The sequence below is a fragment of the Pseudomonas sp. SB113 genome, assembly GCF_040754745.1.
GTDB lineage: Bacteria > Pseudomonadota > Gammaproteobacteria > Pseudomonadales > Pseudomonadaceae > Aquipseudomonas > Aquipseudomonas grimontii.
Genome location: NZ_JBFMHW010000007.1, coordinates 63,955 through 85,100, shown reverse-complemented (window position 1 = coordinate 85,100; position 21,146 = coordinate 63,955). Strand labels below are relative to the sequence as shown.

Here is a 21,146-nt window from a genome sequence, read left to right as displayed (position 1 = left end):
TTGACTTGGTTTTTTTAGCCTATATGGCCCTGCCCGTCGGCCCGAGGATGGCCGCTGCCCCTCAAGCCTGATAAAATCGCGCGCCTTCGCAGACCGTCAACGGCTGGGCCTTTTACCAAAAGTGCCTGCCCGCTCGGTCGTTACCCCTGAATCCCCCCTAAAGGCCTGGATCATGAGCAAGCAACCCTCCCTGAGCTACAAGGACGCCGGTGTAGACATCGACGCCGGTGAAGCATTGGTCGAACGCATCAAGAGCGTTGCCAAGCGCACTGCGCGCCCCGAAGTCATGGGCGGCCTGGGCGGTTTTGGCGCCCTCTGCGAGATCCCGGCCGGCTACAAGCAGCCTGTATTGGTTTCCGGCACCGACGGTGTGGGCACCAAGCTGCGCCTGGCACTGAACCTGAACAAGCACGACAGCATCGGCATCGACCTGGTGGCCATGTGCGTCAACGACCTGGTGGTATGCGGTGCCGAGCCGTTGTTCTTCCTCGACTACTATGCCACCGGCAAGCTGAACGTCGAGACCGCCACCCAGGTGGTGACCGGCATCGGCGCCGGCTGCGAACTGTCGGGTTGCTCCCTGGTCGGCGGCGAAACCGCTGAAATGCCGGGCATGTACGAAGGCGAAGACTACGACCTGGCCGGCTTCTGCGTCGGCGTGGTCGAAAAGGCTGAAATCATCGACGGCTCCAAAGTGGCTGCCGGCGACGCCCTGCTTGCCCTGCCATCGTCCGGCCCGCACTCCAACGGCTACTCGCTGATCCGCAAGATCATCGAAGTGTCCGGTGCCGACATCGAGAACATCCAGCTCGACGGCAAACCGCTGACCGACCTGCTGATGGCCCCGACCCGCATCTACGTCAAGCCACTGCTCAAGCTGATCAAGGACACCGGCGCGGTCAAGGCCATGGCCCACATCACCGGCGGCGGCCTGCTGGACAACATCCCGCGCGTACTGCCAAAAGGCGCCCAGGCGATCGTCGACGTGGCCAGCTGGCAGCGTCCTGCGGTCTTCGACTGGCTGCAAGAGAAAGGCAACGTCAATGAAACCGAGATGCACCGCGTGCTGAACTGCGGTGTGGGCATGGTGATCTGCGTGGCGCAGGAACACGTTGAAACCGCGCTGAACGTCCTGCGTGAAGCGGGCGAGCAGCCTTGGGTCATCGGCCAGATCGCCACCGCTGCCGAAGGCGCGGCTCAGGTTGAACTGAAGAACCTCAAGGCTCACTGATGCCTCAGACCTGTGATGTCGTGGTGCTGCTCTCCGGCACCGGCAGTAACTTGCAGGCCCTGATCGACAGCACGCGCACCGGCGACAGCCCGGTGCGCATCGCTGCGGTGATCTCCAACCGCAGCGACGCCTACGGCCTGCAACGCGCCAGGGACGCGGGTATCGAAACCCGCTCGCTGGATCACAAGGCTTTCGAAGGCCGCGAGGCCTTCGACAGCGCCTTGGTCGAACTGATCGACGCTTTCACCCCCAAGCTCGTGGTACTGGCCGGTTTCATGCGCATCCTCAGCGCCGATTTCGTGCGGCACTACGAAGGGCGGCTGCTGAATATCCACCCTTCCCTTTTGCCCAAGTACAAAGGCATGCACACGCACCAGCGCGCGCTGGATGCGGGTGACAGCGAGCATGGCTGCAGCGTGCACTTCGTCACCGAGGAACTCGATGGCGGGCCTCTGGTCGTACAGGCAGTGGTTCCGGTAGAGTCTGACGACTCGGCGCAGACACTTGCGCAACGGGTTCATACCCAGGAACACAGGATTTACCCGCTGGCTGTTCGCTGGTTTGCCGAGGGGCGGTTGATTCTTGGTAATCAGGGTGCATTATTGGACGGTCAGTTACTTGCGGCCAGCGGCCACTTGATTCGAACCTAGGAGATTTTATGCGTCGCGCCTTGCTCTTCGCTTTTGCGCTGTTCGCCTTGCCTGCCGTGCAAGCGGCAGATCTACACCCGTTCTCCGCCAGCTACACCGCCGACTGGAAACAGTTGCCCATGAGTGGTTCGGCAGAACGCAGCCTGACCAAGAATGGTGACGGCACCTGGACCTTGAACTTCAAGGCTTCCATGATGATCGCCAGCCTGACCGAAACCAGCGTGATCCTGTTTGACAAGGACGCCCTGCAACCGAAGAGCTACTCCTTCGAACGCGGCGGCCTGGGCAAGACCAAGAAGATCAACCTGGACTTCGACCCGTCGACCAAAAAAGTCACGGGCTTTGAAAACAAAGACCCGGTCAACGTCCCCCTGCAAAGCGGCATGCTCGACAAGTCGACCTACCAGTTGGCCCTGCAGCGCGACGTCGCAGCCGGCAAGAAAAGCATGAGCTACAACGTGGTTGAAGGCACCGACGTCGACACTTACGACTTCCGTGTGATCGGCCCGGAAAAAGTCCAGACCAAGGTCGGCAGCATTGACGCGATCAAGGTTGAGCGCGTACGCGACCCGACTCAAAGCAAGCGCATCACCCAGATGTGGTTTGCCAAGGATCTGGGTGGCATCCTGGTAGCCCTGCGTCAGGTGGAAACCGACGGCAAGGAATACAACATCATGCTGCAAGACGGCACCGTTGACGGCAAGGCCATCAAGGGCAGCTGATTGGATTGATGAGCTGAGAAGAGCCTCGCTGAATGCGGGGCTTTTTTTCGTCTGGGGGTTTTGGGTTCAAGTGTCTGCCGTCATCGGGAGCAAGCCCCCTTCCACATTTGAACCGCGAACACTTCCCCCTGCGGGAGGGGGCTTGCTCCCGATGGCGCCCAACATGAAACTTCTGTCATAAACCTCTAAAGCGGTTTACTTAGCAAGCTAACAAACCGTATAAAAAGACCTGCGACGACTTGCCGCACACCCACCATAGATTGGAGCAAGCAGATGACTGTAAAAGTAACTGAACGCGACGACGAACATATGTCCCACGAAGCGCTGGGCCATGGGATTCATATCTGGGATGTCCACCAACAAGACCTGCTGGTCGGCATGTTTCACAACGAGAGCGATGCTCATAATTATAAAAACGAGCTTGAATCGCTTGAGATGAAACGCCAGGCAGAAAGCTCCTGAAACACTGAAATCAAGTAGACGCCGGCCCACGCAGCCAGGCCGTCTGCACATGACAGACCCCGCCAATGAGCGGGGTTTGCCGTTTTAATCCTGAGCGTCTTTTCCTTAGCCTCGACAATTGTATTGAAAAATATACATTTCACGCCCCTCTCGCCCACCTCCTCCACGGCAATATTCAGACGCTGAAGTAGCCCGTTACAGAGGCCTAGACGCCACTTGACAGTGCTTTTTTGTCAGCCGAATCGTTCGCCACCTTCCTCTCCTGGCGCCTCTGACTAAATCCTTTCAGCAGGAAAGTAACAATAAATAGACAACTGGTAATAGTTCTCGATAACATTCAGCCGCTTTTCACCCAGGCTCACGGATAGGGAACTCCACTTGATGCGCGGACACAGCCGTACCCCGGAACAATCGTTGCTTGAACGTTGGAGCGAAGCACTTGCTACCCCGCAATTTCAGGCTAACAACGTCACCCTCGACGCTCTGATCACCGCCCTGGCACCCGCCGCCGAGCGTAGCTTTCAACGTTTGATCCAAGCACTGTTTCGTGAAGGATTGCTGGACCCCAGCACCCGCACCTATGACGAACACGGACAATGCTGGCTCGCACTGCCTGACCAGAACCGCCTGCGTTTCGAGCACCTGCGCCCCGGCCGCATGGCCAGCTGGGACGTGCGTGGACGGGTCACCCTGCTGCGTGATGATCATCCTGACCTGAATATTCAGTTCCCGTCGCAGTTACTGACACTGCTAAACCGCAGCCTCGAATCACCTGCAGACCCGGAAGTCCTGGACCGCCTCAACACCGAAATCGACGACAGCTTTGTCAACGACACGCTGTGCCTCGCCTTTCATGAGCAATGGACACTCAAGCTCCATACGGCCATGGGCCCGACACACCAAAGCAACCTCTTGAGCTACCTCAAGCATGACCCCAGCGTGACCAATCCGACCTCCACGCTTGAGCAATGGGGCACGCTGGGCCATCCCTGGCACCCCAACTACAAGACCAAACTGGGTTTGAATACCGATCAGGTCATCGATTTCTCACCGGAATTCGAAGCACGTTTTCCGGTATTCCTGTGCGCTCTGCATCGCCAATTCGCCCATGTCGAAATGCTGGCGGGCACCGCAGATTACTGGCAATGGTGGCAACAACATTTCCCCCAGGCCGCCCGGCAACTGACGGCGCAGTTGACCGCTCAAGGCCTTGAGGCTGGGGATTATCTGCCACTGCCCGCTCACCCTTGGCAGGCGCGCCAGGAATTACCTCAACTATTCGCCAACGAAATTGGCGATCGATTGTTGGTGCTGACTGATATCGTTGCGTTCACCGCCCACCCAACCATGTCGTTCAGGACCGTGGTGCCTGAAGGTCGGTGTGACGCACCGATGGTGAAACTTCCAGTTTCACTGCGCCTGACCAGTGTGCAGCGCACTGTTTCACCACGTTCGGCGCGCATGGGCCCGCGGATCAGCCACCTGCTGCTGGCGATCCTGGAGCGTGAGCCGGCGATCCAGAAGATCCTCAGCATCGTCCCCGAGCGGATCGGCGTGCATTTCAAGCCGCAACCGATCAATGACGAACACTCTCGCCACCTGGCCGTACTGTACCGTGACGCCCCCCAGAGCCTGCTCCAACCGGGCGAAATGGCCGTGCCGGTAGGCAGCCTGTTCGCGGTCGACCAGCACGGGCAGCCGCTGCTGCGCCAATGGGTACGACTGAGCCAAGGCAAGGACGACACAGATGCCCTGCTCGCCTTCTTTCGGGATTACGCCTCGATTGCCGTACCGGCGCTGCTGGGCATGTATTTGCGTTATGGCGTGGCCTTCGAAGCGCATCAGCAGAATTCCTTCATGGTCATGGCGGCTGACGGGCAGTTGAGCCGCCTGCTATTGCGTGATTTCGGGGATATCCGGATCGACCGCAAAACCTTGCACGCCCATGGCCTGGACATCGAACTGCACGATCCCAAGATGACCCTGTACGACGATGCCGGTTTCGTGCGCGACAAGCTGTTGCACACCGTATTCATGTGCCACCTGGGCGAACTCGTGTTGCTCAGCGCACGCCACTTCGACGTGCCCCAAGTGCTGCTCTGGAACGAACTGTCGGCACAGGTCAGCCAGTGCTTCGACGACTTGCGCAACGACGTCGAACCACAACGCTGGGAGACCGAGCGCAAGGCTTTGCTGGAGCAGGACTGGCCAGCCAAGTCGTTCATGCGCATGCGTCTGTTGGAGAGCCATGCCGATATCGTCGGGCGCTTGCCGAACCCGCTGAGCGCCGCCGCCAATGCCGGCTAACAACACCGCACTGCGGCTGCTGGTGGTGATTCAGTTGGTGTCGATGGGTGCCATGGAAATGAGTGGACCTTTCTGGCCGCTGCAAATCCAGAAACTGCTCGGCGTCGCCAATGCCCAGTACACCGGCCTGCTGTCCTCGCTGGTGTACGCAGGGCCGATGATGGCGGCAATGATCCTGACCCCCATGTGGGGGCGACTGGGTGACCGTACCGGGCACAAGCCAATGATCATCCGGGCGCTGCTGGCGTTGGCGGTATGCCAGGGCCTGGCCGCCGTTACCTTCGATCCCTGGCTGCTCGTGGCAATCAGGGTAGCGCAAGGGGCACTGGCCGGTTTTATCGCAGCGGCGCAAGCCTATGCACTGGCCTGCTGCGGCGACGGCGGGCGCGGGCACATTCTGGCTCGACTGCAATCGGCGACTGCCGTGGGCTCTCTGGCCGGGCCGGTGTTGGGCGGCTGGTTAATGGATGTCTCGGGCTTTGCACTGCTGTGCTACAGCGCCACTGCGGTGTGTGTGTTGTGCGCGGTGATCAGCCTGTTCTTGCCCACCGACGCACCACGATCACGACCAGCACGCACCGCAAAACCGACCGCGCTGCCTAAAGGCTGGCTCGGTGCGATGCTGGGAATCATCGTGTTGATCCAGGCGGCCAAGATGATGCCCCAGCCGTTTTACGCCTTGTACATCGCCGACGTGTTACACGCCCCCGCGTGGCTGATCGGCGCCAGCTATGCCGCCAGCGCACTGACCCTGGCGCTGTCCGCACCGTTATGGGGGCGCCTGTTCGACCGGCATCAACCGGCGCACACGTTGCGCGTCATCGAGTGGGTCACGTGGTCCTGTGCCTTGACGCTGGCGTTTACGGCACTGGCCAGCGAATGGCTGGGATTCCTCACCAGCCGGCTACTGTGGGGCGTTTGGCAGGGTGCATTGCTGCCGGTCGCCTACACGTTGATCGCCAACACCGTTGCGCCCAGTCAGCAGGGCTTCGCCCTGGGCCTGGGCAACAGCGCCGCCAAAGCCGGCGCGCTGTGCGGCGTGCTGATGGGCGGTATCGGCATGGGAATCGTGGGTCTGGCGCACAGCTTCTGGCTGGTGGCGCTCACTTACGCCTTGGCCGCCCTGGGCATCCGCGCAATCCGTTCGTTCACCCGAACACCTGAGACATCCGGTTTTTCTGTCAATACTTCTAATAACTGAAAGGCAAGGTCATGAACAAATCGCAACTGGCAGTTCTGCTGCCGCTTCTAGGGTCGATAAGCGTGCCTGCCTGGGCCGATGAGAATGAAGGTACGCAAGCCGCCACCACCAACCTGCAACTGCAGGCAACGGTAGTGTCGGCCACGCGCAGTGAAACCAGCATCGCGGCGATTCCTGGCTCGGTGCAGGTGATCAACGAAGACCAGATCCGCCAGCAAGCGGGTGCCGGCCGCCGAGTTGCAGACATCCTCGGGCAATTGGTACCGGGCATCGCCCCTTCCAGCGGCGGCATGAGCAACTTCGGCCAGACACTTCGCGGCCGCAGTACCCTGATCCTGATCGACGGGGTATCCCAGAACGCCACACGTGACAACTTCCGCCAGCTCAACAGCGTTGCGCCGGAAAGCATCGAGCGTATCGAAGTCATTTCCGGCGCCAGCAGTGTCTACGGTGCGGGCGCGTCAGGCGGCATCATCAACATCATCACCAAGCGCAACAAAGGTGAAGACCTGGCGTTGAGCAGCAAGATCGGCATGACCACCGGCAACAACTTCAGCCATAAAGGTTTCTCCTACGAAGCGTTCCAAAGCGCCACGGGCCGCAGCGGCCCGGTGGATTGGTATCTGTCGGCCAACACTGTGCAACGCAATGACCAGTTCGACGGCAACGGCAAGCGCATTCCCCAGGACACGTCCCAGGGCAGCAACATGGACACCGACACCTACGACCTGCAAGGCCGCTTTGGCTACACGCTGGATGACGACAAGAAAATCAGTCTGTCCCTGCAAGACTACAAGGACGAACAAGACACGCGTTACACCAAGAACCCACGCGTCACCAACACCGCCGTCGCCGTAAAAGGCCTGGACCTGGACGATCAACCGTACACCCACAACCAGGCAGTGAACCTCAATTACGCCGATCAGGATTTCTACGGCCAAGGCTTGCAGATTGAAAGTTATTGGCGGCGTGCCGACGCGTTGTTCTTCCCCGACCTGTCCAGGGGCCGCGCGGGGGTGTCCGACAACAACAGCGTGCAAGATGTTTACGGCCTGCGAGCGGCCATCGACACGCAAATGCCGGACATCGGCACGGCGACCGGCAACCTGGTCTGGGGTGCCGATTATGATCATGAAACCTCACGTCAGCGTGGCGACCAGTACCGGGTCAACGGTCTCACCTACACCAAGACCGGTACCACGTTCGAACTGGGGCCGGACATCCAGACAACAACCAAAGCCATCTTTGGCCAGCTGTCCTACGACATCGGTGACTGGACCCTGCGTGGCGGTGTACGCCGCGAGTGGATCGAAAGCGACATTGCCGACAGCACTGCTTACGGCGAAATCGTCCAGACCGGTAATCGCGCGACACTACCCGGCGGCACCCTCAAATACGATGACACCCTCTACAACCTCGGGGCGGTGTACCACCTGAGCGAAAACCAGGATGTATTCGTCAACTTCAGCCAGGGCTTTTCCCTGCCGGACATCCAGCGCTTCCTGCGTGACGTCAACAGCACCTACGACATTCAAAAACTGAATGCCCAGGCCCTGAAGGTCGACAGCTACGAGCTGGGCTGGCGTGGTAATTGGGACAAGTGGCTGGCAAATGTCACCGCGTATGAAAATACCTCGGATGTCACTCAGTTCTATGATGCCACTGATCGTGTGTTGCGCCTGGTGAACCAGAAAGAACGCGTACGCGGTATCGAAACCAGCCTGACGTACAACGTCACCGATCAATGGTCGGTGGGTGGTACTTATGCTTACGCCAAAGGCGAAACCCGCCAGAACGGACAATGGATCGACTTGCCGGCAACACGTATCGCCCCCGCCAAGACGACCGCCTTTGTTGGCTATGACCGTGGCGACTACAGCCTGCGCTTGCAAGGCATGCGCCTGGCCGACTACGACGCGGCGTTCAAGGACAACAACGGCCGCGATATCGAAGGGTACACGCTGGTCGACCTGTTGGGCTCCGTCAGACTGCCGGTGGGTCGCCTGGAAGGTGCGGTGTACAACCTCAGCAACCGTAACTACCAGAACATGTTTGCCCAAGCCAACGCCCGCGCGCCTTACCCGAACGCCGAGGGTCGCACCTTCAGCATGAGTTATGCAGTGGATTGGTAACAGCCTGACGCTGCAGGCTAAAACACAAACCCCGCCTTTTGAGCGGGGTTTGTTGTTTTACCGCCTTACCACATCAAATCATCCGGGATCTGGTAAGCGGCGTAGGGATCGTCTTCATCCGGCACCTGGCTTTCGGTGAGGATGTTGAGCTGCACGATACGCTCCGGTGCGCGCTCCTGGATCTTCAGCGCGGCTTCACGCGGGATCACCTCGTAGCCACCACCGTGATGCACGATGGCCAGGGAGCCGTTGCTCAGCTTGTTGCGCATCAACGTGTTGACCGACAGGCGCTTGACCTTCTTGTCATCCACGAAGTTGTAGTAGTCCTCGGTGGTCAGCTTAGGCAGGCGTGAGGTCTCGATCAGTTGCTTGACCTGGGCCGTACGGGCCTTGGCCTCGGCTTTTTCCTGTTGCTGGCGATTCAGCTCCTGGTCACGCTTGACCTTCTCGGCATGCGCCTCGGCGGCCAGGCGGGCCTGGGTGTCATCGGCCTCGATCTGGCCCTTGTGGACCAGCCGCTGCTGCTTCTGTTTTTCTTTGCCGACCTGCTTGGCCTGCTTTTGGTTGACCAGACCTGCTTTGAGCAACTGGTCGCGAAGGGAAAGGCTCATGGTGCTTACTCACTTAGGCAACTGCTCAACCGCAGCTGGACACGTTCTTTTCCTGACGTTTGGCTTCGCCCCACAGGGCGTCCAACTCTTCGAGGGTGCAATCTTCTATGGGTTGATGCATATCGCGCAATGCCTGTTCGATAAATCGGAAACGTCGTTCGAACTTGGCATTGGCGCCACGCAGCGCTGTTTCCGGGTCGACCTTGAGGTGACGGGCCAGGTTGACCGCCGCGAACAGCAGGTCACCGACTTCATCGGCGATGGCTACCGCGTCGTTATCGGCCATGGCTTCGAGCACTTCGTCCAGCTCTTCGCGCACGTTATCCACCACCGGCAAGGCCGATGGCCAGTCGAAGCCGACCTGGCTCGCGCGCTTCTGCAATTTGGCGGCCCGGGACAAGGACGGCAAGGCGGTCGGCACATCGTCCAGCAGGGACAGTTGCTCCGGCGCGTCGGATTTTTCCGCGCGCTCCTCGGCCTTGATCTGCTCCCAACGCTCCTTGACCTGCTCTTCGCTCAGTTGAGGAATATCCAGTGGCGCATACAGATCACCGGTCGGGAACACATGGGGATGACGGCGAATCAGCTTGCGGGTGATGCTGTCGATCACCCCGGCAAATTCGAAACGCCCCTCTTCCCGCGCCAGTTGGCTGTAGTACACCACCTGGAACAACAGGTCGCCCAACTCACCTTGCAGATGATCAAAGTCGCCGCGCTCGATGGCGTCGGCCACTTCGTAAGCCTCTTCCAGGGTGTGCGGGACAATGGTGGCGTAGGTTTGCTTGATGTCCCACGGGCACCCGTATTGCGGGTCCCGCAGGCGGCTCATCAGGTGCAGCAGGTCTTCAAGTGAATACATCTTTCTGTGTCCGATCAGTCTGGGAGGGGGCTTGCTCCCGATAGCAGTGCGTCAGCCACCCGATGTATCAACTGACAGCCTGCTATCGGGAGCAAGCCCCCTCCCACATTTAGCCTGCATTCATTCCGCGAATCATGGGGTGCGGTTGCGCCGCGTCTCAATGATGTTCGGCAACTGCGAAATCCGCCCCAGCAATCGCCCCAGTGCGTCCAGGCCCGGAATCTCGATGGTCAGGGACATCAACGCAGTGTTGTCCTCCTTATTCGAGCGGGTATTGACCGCCAGCACGTTGATGCGCTCATTGAGCAACACTTGCGAGACGTCACGCAGCAGGCCGGAACGGTCGTAGGCACGAATGATGATATCCACCGGGTAGGTGAGCACCGGCACCGGGCCCCAACTGACCTGGATAATCCGCTCCGGCTCGCGCCCACCCAGTTGCAGCACCGAGGCGCAGTCCTGGCGGTGAATGCTCACGCCACGGCCCTGGGTGATGTAGCCGACGATGGCATCCCCCGGCAACGGCTGGCAGCAACCGGCGATTTGCGTCAGCAGGTTACCGACGCCCTGGATCTGGATATCGCCGCGCTTGCCGGGCTTGTAGCCGGTAGCTTTGCGTGGGATCAGCTCCAGTTGTTCGTTGCCGCGCTCCGGCTCGACCAGTTGTTGGGCCAGGTTGACCAGTTGCGCCAGGCGCAGGTCGCCGGCACCGAGGGCGGCGAACATGTCTTCGGCAATCTTCATGTTGGCCTTTTCGGCCAACTTGTCGAAGTCCACCTGCGGCAGGCCCAAGCGACCCAGTTCGCGTTCGAGCAGGGTCTTGCCGGCGGCGACGTTCTGGTCGCGCGCCTGCAACTTGAACCAATGCACGATCTTGGCCCGCGCCCGCGATGTGGTGATGTAGCCCAGGTTCGGGTTCAGCCAGTCGCGGCTCGGCGTGCCGTGCTTGCTGGTGATGATCTCGACCTGCTCGCCGGTTTGCAGGCTGTAGTTGAGCGGTACGATGCGCCCGTTGATCTTGGCGCCCCGGCAGTTATGGCCGATCTCGGTGTGCACGCGGTAGGCGAAGTCCAGCGGCGTAGCGCCCTTGGGCAAGTCGATGGCATGGCCGTCGGGGGTGAAGATGTAGACCCGGTCCGGCTCTATATCTACACGCAACTGTTCGGCCAGGCCGCCGATGTCGCCGAGTTCTTCGTGCCATTCCAGCACTTGGCGCAGCCAGGAGATTTTCTCTTCGTACTGGTTGGACCCGGCCTTGACGTCGGTGCCCTTGTAGCGCCAGTGCGCGCACACGCCCAGCTCCGCCTCTTCGTGCATGGCGTGGGTGCGGATCTGCACCTCCAGCACCTTGCCCTCGGGGCCGATCACTGCGGTATGCAGCGAGCGATAGCCGTTTTCCTTGGGGTTGGCGATGTAGTCGTCGAACTCCTTGGGAATGTGCCGCCACAGCGTATGGACGATACCCAGCGCGGTGTAGCAGTCGCGCATTTCCGGCACCAGCACGCGCACGGCGCGCACGTCGTAGATCTGACTGAAGGCCAGGCCCTTGCGCTGCATTTTGCGCCAGATCGAATAGATGTGTTTGGCGCGGCCGCTGATGTCGGCGTCGACACCGGTGGCCTGCAACTCGGCGCGCAACTGGCCCATCACGTCGCTGATAAAGCGCTCGCGGTCGAGCCGCCGCTCGTGCAGCAGCGTGGCGATCTGTTTGTATTGATCAGGTTCGAGGTAGCGGAAGGACAAGTCCTCCAGCTCCCACTTGATATGGCCAATGCCCAGGCGGTGGGCCAGCGGCGCGTAGATGTCGAAGACTTCGCGGGCGACGCGGTTGCGCTTTTCGTCGTCGGCGGTCTTCACCGCACGGATCGCGCAGGTGCGCTCGGCCAGCTTGATCAGGGCGACACGTACGTCGTCGACCATCGCCACCAGCATCTTGCGCAGGTTTTCCACCTGGCCCTGGGTGCCCAGCACCATGGACTGGCGCGGGCTGAGGCTAGCGCTGATGGCAGCCATGCGCAGCACGCCGTCGATCAGCTTGGCCACAACCGCGCCAAAACGCTGGCTGACGGTCGGCAACTGGATGTGCCCTTCACGCACGCCGCGATAGAGCACGGCGGCGATCAGCGAGTCCTGGTCCAGCTTGAGATCGGCAAGGATCTCGGCGATTTCCAACCCGGTGCGAAAGCTGGAAGTGCCTTCGGCCCACAGGTTCTTCGCTGCATTGTCTTGTTGCTCAGACTCACGAGCGAACTCGCAGGCTGCTTTCAAGGCTTCACGGTCCAGTGCCGGGTCGACACTGATGGCATGATCCAGCCATGCCTCGAGATTGATACTGCCGTCGGTGTTGATCGGCTGGTGTGCTCTCACCTGTACCATCTTGCTTACCTTCCCTACGACGCACCTTGGATGCGCCAAAATCATCGCCGACCTTTTTACTGCGAACTCCGTAGCAGATCATAGGCCTTGGAGATCGCAGGCCAGTCGGATTAAACGGGCATCCTAGCCCGCTTCAAATAACGCCATGGCCTCGACATGCGCTGTCTGCGGAAACATGTCGAGGATCCCGGCACGTTTTAGCCGGTAGCCTTGCTTGACCAGCTCAACCGTGTCCCGCGCCAACGTCGCCGGGTTGCAGGACACATACACCAGGCGCTTGGCCCCCAGGGTGGCGAGCTTGCGCACAACCTCCAGGGCACCATCGCGGGGTGGGTCCAAGAGTACCGCAGAAAAGCCCTGTTTGGCCCATTCCACGTCATTCAAAGGCTGAGACAAATCGGCCTGAAAAAACTGCGCATTATGCAAATTGTTGCTGATGGCGTTCCGTGCAGCCCGGTCCACCATGGTCTGCACACCTTCCACCGCCACCACTTCGCGTACCTGTTTCGCCAGCGGCAGGGCAAAGTTGCCCAGGCCGCAGAACAGGTCCAGGACCCGTTCATCAGGCTGCGGCGCCAGCCAATCCAGGGCCTGGGCAACCATCGCCTCGTTGACCGCGGCGTTGACCTGGACAAAATCCCCTGGCCGGTACGCCAACGCCAAGTCCCATGCGTCCAATCGGAAACCCAGTGACAGATCAGGCTCAACAGGTTCCGGCTGGCCTTCGCCATGCAGCCACAACTGGGCTTCATGGAAGCTGCAAAATTCTTTCAGGATCAGCAGGTCCGCGTCCGACAACGGCGCCATATGCCGCAGCAGCACGGCCACGGACGACCCACTGAACAACTCCACATGCCCCAGGGCCTGAGGTTTGCTCAAGCGACGCAGCATGTTCGGCAGGCGCTGCATGATCGGTTGCAAGGCCTGTACCAGCACCGGGCAAGCATCAATGGCGACGATGTCCTGGCTGGCCACGGCGCGGAAACCCACGTCGAGTTTTTTCGCCTTGGCATCCCAGCGCACGGCCACGCGGGCGCGGCGTCGATAGCCAAACTCAGGACCGCTCAACGGTGCGGCCCATTCCTGCGGTTCGACACCGGCCACGCGGGACAGTTGCTCGGCGAGCATGCGCTGTTTCAGGGCAAGTTGTTCGTCATGGGGCAAGTGCTGCACGCTGCAACCGCCACAGCGGCCGAAGTGCGCGCACGGTGCCGGACGACGCAGCTCGCTGGCATTGAACACGCGTTCGGTGCGGGCCTCGACCACTTTACCGTGGGTGCCCAGCACCCGCGCTTCAACCTCTTCGCCGGCCAGCGCACCGTTGACAAACCAGGTGCGGCCTTCAAAGAACACGAGGCCGCGGCCGTCGTTGGCCAGGCGCTCGATGGTCAGGCGTTGCTTCTTGCCCACGGGAATCTGTGGGGCCCGGCTGCCGCCCGTCGGTTGGAAGCGCAGACCTCTCTCGTGCTTGGCCATCAGTTGGGTTCGTCGAAAATGCCGGTCGACAGGTAACGGTCGCCTCGGTCACAGATGATCGCGACGATCACCGCGTTTTCCACTTCCTTGGACAAACGCAACATACCCGCCACGGCACCGCCGGACGACACGCCGCAGAAGATGCCTTCTTCACGCGCCAGGCGGCGGGTGGTGTCTTCGGCTTCACGCTGGGCCATGTCGATGATGCGGTCCACGCGCGTCGCGTTGTAGATCTTCGGCAAGTACTCTTCGGGCCAGCGCCGGATACCCGGGATAGCCGCGCCTTCCATCGGTTGCAGGCCAACGATCTGGATCGCCGGGTTCTGCTCCTTGAGGTAGCGCGAGTTGCCCATGATGGTGCCGGTGGTGCCCATGGAGCTGACGAAATGGGTGATGGTGCCCTGGGTCTGGCGCCAGATTTCCGGACCGGTGGTGGTGTAGTGCGCTTCCGGGTTGTCCCCGTTGGCGAACTGGTCCAGCACCTGGCCACGGCCTTCGGCGGCCATGCGCTCGGCGAGGTCGCGGGCGCCTTCCATGCCTTCTTCCTGGGTGACCAGCACCAGCTCGGCGCCATAGGCGGTCATTGCCGCCTTGCGCTCGGCACTGCCGTTGTCGGGCATGATCAGCACCATCTTGTAACCCTTGATCGCGGCGGCCATGGCCAGGGCGATCCCGGTATTACCCGAGGTGGCTTCGATCAGGGTGTCACCGGGCTTGATCTGCCCGCGCAGTTCGGCGCGGGTGATCATCGACAGCGCCGGGCGGTCTTTTACCGAGCCGGCCGGGTTGTTCCCTTCGAGCTTGAGCAACAGGGTATTGCTGGTTTCACCCGCCATGCGTTGCAAGCGGACCAGGGGCGTGTTGCCGACGCAATCGGCGATTGTAGGGTACTGCAAGGTCATGGCGTATTCGCAATCCAGACTGCGGGGGCGAACATCATACCGGGAAAGACTGGCGGGCCATATCACGCAAAGTGTGGTGCTTATGGCTTAAAGGAATAAGCAGAAAAGAGGGTGAGCTTGAGGACGCCATCGGGAGCAAGCCCCCTCCCACACTGGACCGCATTCTCATGCTGGAACTCGGTCGAATGTGGGAGGGGGCTTGCTCCCGATGGCCGCGCCTCGATACCCCGCCTAGCCCAAATGCCCATCGCCATGATTTCTCTGAAAGACCTCCTCCCCCATCGCCGCAATCTGCCCTTCGATCAGCGCCTCAAAGGGTTTGAGCAGCAGTTCGAACGATGCCGGCGCCTCCAGCACCTGCAACGCCTGCACAATCGCCTCCACTGTCGACAATGCCCCAGGCCCGGGCGCCTTGCGCAGTCGATAGCGGGACACGGCGGCCTCAGCCAGCGTCACACGAGGCAACGCCGCCAACAAAGGATTGAGGTGCAGCAGTTTGCGCGCCTTGCGCCAGGTGCCGTCGGGCACCACCAGCAATAGCGGCTGATCGCCGGGGGCATAGGCTTGCAGCGGCTGGGCATCGTCAGCAGGAAACAACAACCGCGCCTGATAGCCGGGCGGGTTCAACAGGGTCGGCAGATCATCAAAGACCTCACCCACTATCAACTGCGCATTGTTCAGCCCCAGCGCCGCCAACCGCGCGGTGTTAAGCGCATGGTTGACCTCGCTCGGGTGCTGCAAAAGAAGCACACGTGTGCGGCTGTCGAGGCTGGGGATCAGCGCGCACAAGCAATGGGCAACGGGCCTGAGGCAGCGGGAACATTGGGGTCGGGACATGGTTCTTCAGGCCTGGTTGAGCTGGGCTTTGAGTAAATCGCGGAAGGTCTGGATCAGCGGTTCGCGGCTGCGCCCCCGGCGCATGATCATCGAGAACGGCGCCTGGTAGCCGAAGGTCGCCGGCAGCAATACGCGCAGGTCGCCCTTATCGGCCCAGGCCTGGGCATAGTGCTCGGGCAGGTAGCCGATGTAAGCACCGGAGAGCACCAGGATCAGCTGCGCTTCCATGCTTTCCACGGTGGCGGCGCTGTGCTTGAAACCGTGGCGCGCCAGTTCCGCCTGGCTCCAGTAGCCACGCCCGACCATGCGCTGCTGGGTGATCACTTGTTCGGGGATACGTCGTTCGCTGAACAACGGATGGCGTGTGCTGCAGTACAACCAGTGCTGCTCGCGGTACAGCGGCATGTAGATCAGCCCACTCATGCGGTTGGAGAATGCGCCGATGGCCAGGTCGAGGCGGTTGTCCTGCACGCCGAGTTGCAGTTCGTAGGGGCTCATCACCGATAAATGCAGGTGCACCGCCGGGTGCTCCAGGCTGTAGGCGCCGATGACTTCCGCGAACGGCAAGGCCTTGTCGCTCACGGTGGAATCGAGCACGCCGAGCTTGAGTGTCCCGCGCAGCTCGCCCTTGAGCGCGGCGGCGTATTGCTCGAAGCCTTCCAGTTCGCCCAGCAGGCGCAAGGTTTCCTGATGAAACAGCTCGCCTTTGCTGGTCAGGCTGAACCCGCCCCGCCCGCGATGGCACAGCACCAGGCCCAACGCGCTTTCCAACTGGCTCATGTAGGTGCTGATGGCCGACGTGGACAGGTTGAGTTCGTGCTGGGCGTTGGCGAACCCCTGGTGGCGCACGACGCTGACGAAGATGCGCAGGAGTTTCAGGTCGGGCAAGGCGTTGGCCATGGTCGGCTCCGGGTGTCGATCTGAGCAGTCTACCCGCCCGCATTAGTTTAGAAAAATCTGAACTAAGTATTTGCCCCTGCCGATTCTTCCCTTCCCTCGCTTTTCGCAGAATCGGCCCCTGATAAACACAACAACGATGAGGCAATCCCGTGGACAAGATTTTCCACCAACCACTGGGCGGCAACGAAATGCCGCGCTTCGCCGGCATCGCCACCATGATGCGTCTTCCCCACCTGCAATCGGCCAAGGGCCTGGATGCGGCCTTTATCGGCGTGCCCCTGGACATCGGCACCTCGCTGCGTGCCGGCACCCGCTTCGGGCCGCGTGAAATCCGCGCCGAGTCGGTGATGATCCGCCCCTACAACATGGCCACCGGTGCCGCGCCGTTCGACTCGCTGTCGGTGGCGGACATTGGCGACGTGGCGATCAACACCTTCAATTTGCTCGACGCCGTGCGCATCATCGAAGAGGCCTACGATGAGATTCTCGAGCACAACGTGATCCCGATGACGTTGGGCGGCGACCACACCATTACCCTGCCGATCCTGCGGGCGATCCACAAGAAACACGGCAAGGTCGGGCTGGTGCACATCGATGCCCACGCCGACGTCAACGACCATATGTTCGGTGAGAAAATCGCCCACGGCACCACCTTCCGCCGCGCCGTGGAAGAAGGCCTGCTCGATTGCGACCGCGTGGTGCAGATCGGCCTGCGCGCCCAGGGCTACACCGCCGAGGACTTCAACTGGAGCCGCAAACAGGGCTTCCGTGTGGTGCAGGCCGAAGAATGCTGGCACCACTCCCTCGCGCCACTGATGGCCGAGGTGCGGGAAAAAGTCGGCGGCGGCCCGGTGTACCTGAGCTTCGACATCGACGGCATCGACCCGGCCTGGGCGCCCGGCACCGGCACCCCGGAAATCGGCGGGCTGACCACCATCCAGGCGATCGAAATCATCCGTGGCTGCCAGGGCCTCGACCTGGTTGGTTGCGATCTGGTAGAAGTTTCGCCGCCCTACGACACCACCGGCAACACCTCGCTGCTGGGCGCCAACCTGCTGTACGAGATGCTCTGCGTACTGCCTGGCGTGGCGCACCGCTGATGAGCGTGTCGCAGGTAATGAAAGCCGCCGCCGACCTGGTGTCGGCCTTTGCGCACAACGACCGCACCGCCTACTTCGGCGCGTTCACGGCCGATGCCAGCTTTGTGTTCTACACCCTCCCCCAGCCGCTGCTCAGTCGCGACGCCTACCAGGCGTTGTGGGACAGCTGGCGTCAGGATGAAGGGTTCGAGGTGCTGTCCTGCGCCTCGAGCAACGCCTTTGTCAGCCTGCAGGGTGACGTGGCGATCTTTATTCATGACGTGGCCACCGAGCTGCGCATGAACGGGGAGCAATTCTTTAGCCAGGAACGCGAGACCATTGTCTTCAAACGGCAAGGATCTCGCACAGAACAACAAGAAGGCCCGTGGCTGGCCTGTCACGAACAATTGTCCGCTATGCCGGAAGGGCTGCCGCCCCCTTAGCCAATGTGATCGGAGCTGATCATGAATAATAAAAACAACGAAAACAGTATTCGCAAAATAGAAACCAACGGGGTCGAACAGATCCCCGACAACGAACGTACCGCCGGGCCCAAAGACCTGTTTCGCCTGATCTTCGGCGGTGCCAATACGTTTGCCACCGCCGTGCTCGGTTCCTTTCCGGTGTTGTTCGGGTTGTCGTTCCAGGCCGGGGTCTGGGCGATTGTGCTGGGCGTGCTGGTGGGTGCGCTGATCCTGGCGCCGATGGGCCTGTTCGGGCCGATCAATGGCACCAACAACGCCGTGTCCTCCGGTGCGCACTTCGGCGTGCACGGGCGGATTGTTGGCTCGTTTCTGTCATTGCTGACGGCGATTGCCTTCTTCTCACTGTCGGTGTGGAGTTCAGGCGACGCGCTGGTCGGCGGTGCGAAACGGCTGATCGGCCTGCCGGAAACCGACCTGACCCTGGGCCTGGCCTACGGCGTATTCGCCATGCTTGTACTGACGGTGTGCATCTATGGCTTTCGTTTCATGCTGTGGGTCAACCGCATTGCGGTATGGGCGGCAAGCCTGCTGTTTCTATTGGGCATCTTCGCGTTCGCACCGACCTTCGACAGCCACTTCGCCGGCACCGTAGCCCTGGGCCAGACCGGCTTCTGGGCGGCGTTTATCGGCGCGGCGCTGGTGGCCATGAGCAACCCGATTTCCTTCGGGGCGTTCCTGGGTGACTGGTCGCGCTATATCCCGCGTGAGACGTCGAAAATGCGCATCATGCTGGCCGTGGTCCTGGCACAAATCGCCACCTTGATCCCGTTCCTGTTCGGCCTGGCCACCGCGACCATCGTGGCGATCAAGGCGCCGGACTACATCGCGGCCAACAACTACGTCGGCGGCTTGCTGGCGGTGGCGCCCACCTGGTTCTTCCTGCCGGTGTGCCTGATCGCAGTGATTGGCGGCATGTCCACCGGCACCACCTCGCTGTATGGCACCGGCTTGGACATGTCCAGCGTGTTCCCGCGCCTGCTGTCGCGGGTCAAGGCCACGCTGCTGATCGGGGTGATGTCGATTGCCTTCATCTTTATCGGACGTTTCGCCGCCAACCTGGTGCAGAGCGTGTCGACCTTCGCCGTGCTGATCATCACCTGCACCACGCCGTGGATGGTGATGATGATCATCGGCCTGATCGTACGTCGCGGCTTCTACTGCCCGGATGACCTGCAGGTGTTCACCCGTGGTGAAACCGGCGGCCGCTACTGGTTCAGCCATGGCTGGAACTGGCGCGGGCTGGGGGCCTGGATTCCGAGTGCGTTGATGGGGCTGTGCTTCGTCAACTTGCCGGGGCAGTTTGTCGGGCCGCTGGGTAATTTGGCCGATGGCATCGATATCAGCTTGCCGGTGACGCTGGGGCTGGCGTCGGTGGTGTACCTGACGTTGTTGCGTGTGTTCCCGGAGCCGGCTTCGGTGTATGGCCCCAAGGGGCCGCTTCGCAGCCCAGCGGGTGCAAGCGCCCTCGCCACAACGCGCGCGCCTACCACTTAAAAACAATAATCGGAGACCCGCCGTCATGGCTTTGGATTTATTCGTCGTACTCATCTACGCCGCCGGCATGCTCGTGCTCGGCTATTACGGCATGCGCCGCGCCAAGACCCACGAAGACTACCTGGTGGCCGGTCGCAACCTGGGCCCGTCGCTGTACATGGGCACCATGGCGGCCACGGTGCTGGGCGGTGCATCCACCGTCGGTACCGTGCGCCTGGGTTACGTGCATGGCATCTCCGGCTTCTGGCTGTGTGCCGCGCTGGGCATGGGGATCATCGCGCTGAACCTGTTCCTGGCTAAACCGCTGCTCAAGCTGAAAATCTTCACCGTCACCCAGGTGCTGGAAAAGCGCTACAACCCCATGGCCCGCCAAGCGAGTGCGGTGATCATGCTGGCCTACGCGCTGATGATCGGTGTGACCTCGATCCTGGCCATCGGCACCGTATTGCAAGTGCTGTTCGGCCTGCCGTTCTGGATTTCGGTGCTGCTGGGCGGTGGTGTGGTGGTGGCCTACTCGACCATCGGCGGCATGTGGTCGCTGACCCTCACCGACATTGTGCAGTTCGTGATCAAGACCGTCGGCCTGATGTTTATCCTGCTGCCGATCTGCCTATACCGCGTCGGCGGCTGGGACGAACTGGTGGCCAAGCTGCCGGCGTCGAGCTTCAGCTTCACCGCGATCGGCTGGGACACGATCATCACCTACTTCATGATCTACTTTTTCGGCATCCTGATCGGCCAGGACATCTGGCAGCGGGTGTTCACCGCCCGTGACGAAAAGGTCGCCAAGTACGCAGGCACTTTCGCCGGTTTCTACTGCATCCTTTACGGCCTCGCCTGTGCACTGATCGGCATGGCGGCCCATGTACTGATTCCGGATCTGGACAACGTCAACAACGCATTCGCGGCCATCGTCAAAGTCTCGCTGCCGGACGGCATCCGTGGCCTGGTGATCGCGGCGGCACTGGCGGCGATGATGTCGACAGCCAGCGCCGGCCTGCTCGCCGCCTCCACCGTATTGACCGAAGACCTGCTGCCACGTTTACGCGGCGGCAGACAATCGAGCCTGGCAATCAACCGCCTGTTCACGATGCTGACCGGTATCGTCGTGCTGGGCATCGCACTGGTGGTCAATGACGTAATCAGCGCCCTGACCCTGGCCTACAACCTGCTGGTGGGTGGCATGCTGATCCCGCTGATCGGCGCGATCTTCTGGAAACGGGCGACCACATCGGGGGCAATCACCTCCATGACCCTGGGCTTTGTGACGGCGCTGGTGTTCATGTTCAAGGACGGGCTGGATGCGAACACGCCGATCTACTACAGCCTGGCGGTGGCGTTGGTGAGTTTTGTGCTGGTGAGTTTGCTATCGCGCCGGCCAGAGGCGCAGGTCGCTCGGGCGGTGTAAGGCATAACGGGGTT

General features: G+C 61.2%; 18 protein-coding genes. 11 read left to right on the top strand and 7 right to left on the bottom strand.

Annotated features, from left to right (window positions below; genetic code table 11):
• Positions 1–172 precede the first annotated feature (172 nt).
• The 7 genes from purM to AB1462_RS11400 all read left to right on the top strand — a co-directional run bounded on the left by purM (position 173) and on the right by AB1462_RS11400 (position 8,705).
• Positions 173–1,231, top strand: a complete 1,059-nt coding sequence (gene purM, locus AB1462_RS11430; protein WP_014719398.1) for a phosphoribosylformylglycinamidine cyclo-ligase — start codon at positions 173–175, stop codon at positions 1,229–1,231.
• Positions 1,231–1,881: a phosphoribosylglycinamide formyltransferase gene (gene purN / locus AB1462_RS11425; protein ID WP_090400120.1), complete on the top strand. Its 651-nt coding sequence runs from the start codon at positions 1,231–1,233 to the stop codon at positions 1,879–1,881. The genes purM and purN overlap by 1 nt, the downstream gene beginning before the upstream one ends.
• 8 nt (positions 1,882–1,889) lie before the next feature.
• Positions 1,890–2,603 (top strand): DUF3108 domain-containing protein, encoded by a 714-nt coding sequence (locus tag AB1462_RS11420; RefSeq protein WP_090400122.1) that lies wholly within the window; start codon positions 1,890–1,892, stop codon positions 2,601–2,603.
• 273 nt (positions 2,604–2,876) lie between these two features.
• Positions 2,877–3,065, top strand: coding sequence for a hypothetical protein (locus AB1462_RS11415; protein ID WP_033900685.1), 189 nt, complete (start codon positions 2,877–2,879; stop codon positions 3,063–3,065).
• A gap of 381 nt (positions 3,066–3,446) precedes the next feature.
• Complete coding sequence (locus tag AB1462_RS11410; protein WP_367246745.1) at positions 3,447–5,372, top strand: IucA/IucC family siderophore biosynthesis protein; 1,926 nt, start codon at positions 3,447–3,449, stop codon at positions 5,370–5,372.
• Complete coding sequence (locus tag AB1462_RS11405; protein ID WP_367246744.1) at positions 5,362–6,573, top strand: MFS transporter; 1,212 nt, start codon at positions 5,362–5,364, stop codon at positions 6,571–6,573. Before AB1462_RS11410 ends, AB1462_RS11405 begins: the two co-directional genes overlap by 11 nt.
• Before the next feature lie 11 nt (positions 6,574–6,584).
• Entirely contained in the window at positions 6,585–8,705 is a 2,121-nt protein-coding gene (locus tag AB1462_RS11400; protein WP_367246743.1) for a TonB-dependent receptor, read from the top strand.
• A 65-nt stretch (positions 8,706–8,770) separates the two neighbouring features.
• Here the strand turns inward: AB1462_RS11400 and AB1462_RS11395 are convergent, their stop codons facing one another.
• The 7 genes from AB1462_RS11395 to AB1462_RS11365 form a co-directional block, all read right to left on the bottom strand.
• Positions 8,771–9,316 carry a DUF2058 domain-containing protein gene (locus tag AB1462_RS11395; RefSeq protein ID WP_028617375.1) on the bottom strand — a complete coding sequence of 182 codons (546 nt, stop codon included), beginning with the start codon at positions 9,314–9,316 and terminating at the stop codon, positions 8,771–8,773.
• A 25-nt stretch (positions 9,317–9,341) separates the two neighbouring features.
• Positions 9,342–10,175 (bottom strand): nucleoside triphosphate pyrophosphohydrolase, encoded by an 834-nt coding sequence (gene mazG / locus AB1462_RS11390; protein WP_090400130.1) that lies wholly within the window; start codon positions 10,173–10,175, stop codon positions 9,342–9,344.
• A 132-nt stretch (positions 10,176–10,307) separates the two neighbouring features.
• Entirely contained in the window at positions 10,308–12,551 is a 2,244-nt protein-coding gene (gene relA, locus AB1462_RS11385) for a GTP diphosphokinase (protein ID WP_027603791.1), read from the bottom strand.
• A 123-nt stretch (positions 12,552–12,674) separates the two neighbouring features.
• Positions 12,675–14,027, bottom strand: a complete 1,353-nt coding sequence (gene rlmD, locus AB1462_RS11380; protein WP_259193676.1) for a 23S rRNA (uracil(1939)-C(5))-methyltransferase RlmD — start codon at positions 14,025–14,027, stop codon at positions 12,675–12,677.
• Positions 14,027–14,929, bottom strand: a complete 903-nt coding sequence (cysM, locus tag AB1462_RS11375; RefSeq protein WP_015885254.1) for a cysteine synthase CysM — start codon at positions 14,927–14,929, stop codon at positions 14,027–14,029. Before cysM ends, rlmD begins: the two co-directional genes overlap by 1 nt.
• Positions 14,930–15,160: 231 nt before the next feature.
• Positions 15,161–15,766: a tRNA-uridine aminocarboxypropyltransferase gene (locus tag AB1462_RS11370; RefSeq protein WP_090400134.1), complete on the bottom strand. Its 606-nt coding sequence runs from the start codon at positions 15,764–15,766 to the stop codon at positions 15,161–15,163.
• Positions 15,767–15,772: 6 nt separating this feature from the next.
• Positions 15,773–16,666: a LysR family transcriptional regulator gene (locus tag AB1462_RS11365; protein WP_090400136.1), complete on the bottom strand. Its 894-nt coding sequence runs from the start codon at positions 16,664–16,666 to the stop codon at positions 15,773–15,775.
• 149 nt (positions 16,667–16,815) lie between these two features.
• On the opposite strand from AB1462_RS11365, the gene speB reads away from it, so the two are divergent.
• The 4 genes from speB to AB1462_RS11345 are packed head-to-tail and all read left to right on the top strand — an operon-like array spanning position 16,816 to position 21,132.
• A complete protein-coding gene (speB, locus tag AB1462_RS11360) occupies positions 16,816–17,766 on the top strand; it encodes an agmatinase (protein ID WP_027603787.1) in 951 nt (316 codons plus the stop codon).
• The gene (locus AB1462_RS11355; RefSeq protein ID WP_367246742.1) at positions 17,766–18,188 is read left to right on the top strand and encodes a nuclear transport factor 2 family protein; all 423 of its coding nucleotides are present in this window, start codon (positions 17,766–17,768) and stop codon (positions 18,186–18,188) included. Before speB ends, AB1462_RS11355 begins: the two co-directional genes overlap by 1 nt.
• 21 nt (positions 18,189–18,209) lie before the next feature.
• Positions 18,210–19,724: a cytosine permease gene (locus AB1462_RS11350; RefSeq protein ID WP_090400140.1), complete on the top strand. Its 1,515-nt coding sequence runs from the start codon at positions 18,210–18,212 to the stop codon at positions 19,722–19,724.
• Between the two features lie 25 nt (positions 19,725–19,749).
• The gene (locus AB1462_RS11345) at positions 19,750–21,132 is read left to right on the top strand and encodes a sodium:solute symporter (protein ID WP_367246741.1); all 1,383 of its coding nucleotides are present in this window, start codon (positions 19,750–19,752) and stop codon (positions 21,130–21,132) included.
• Positions 21,133–21,146 lie beyond the last annotated feature (14 nt).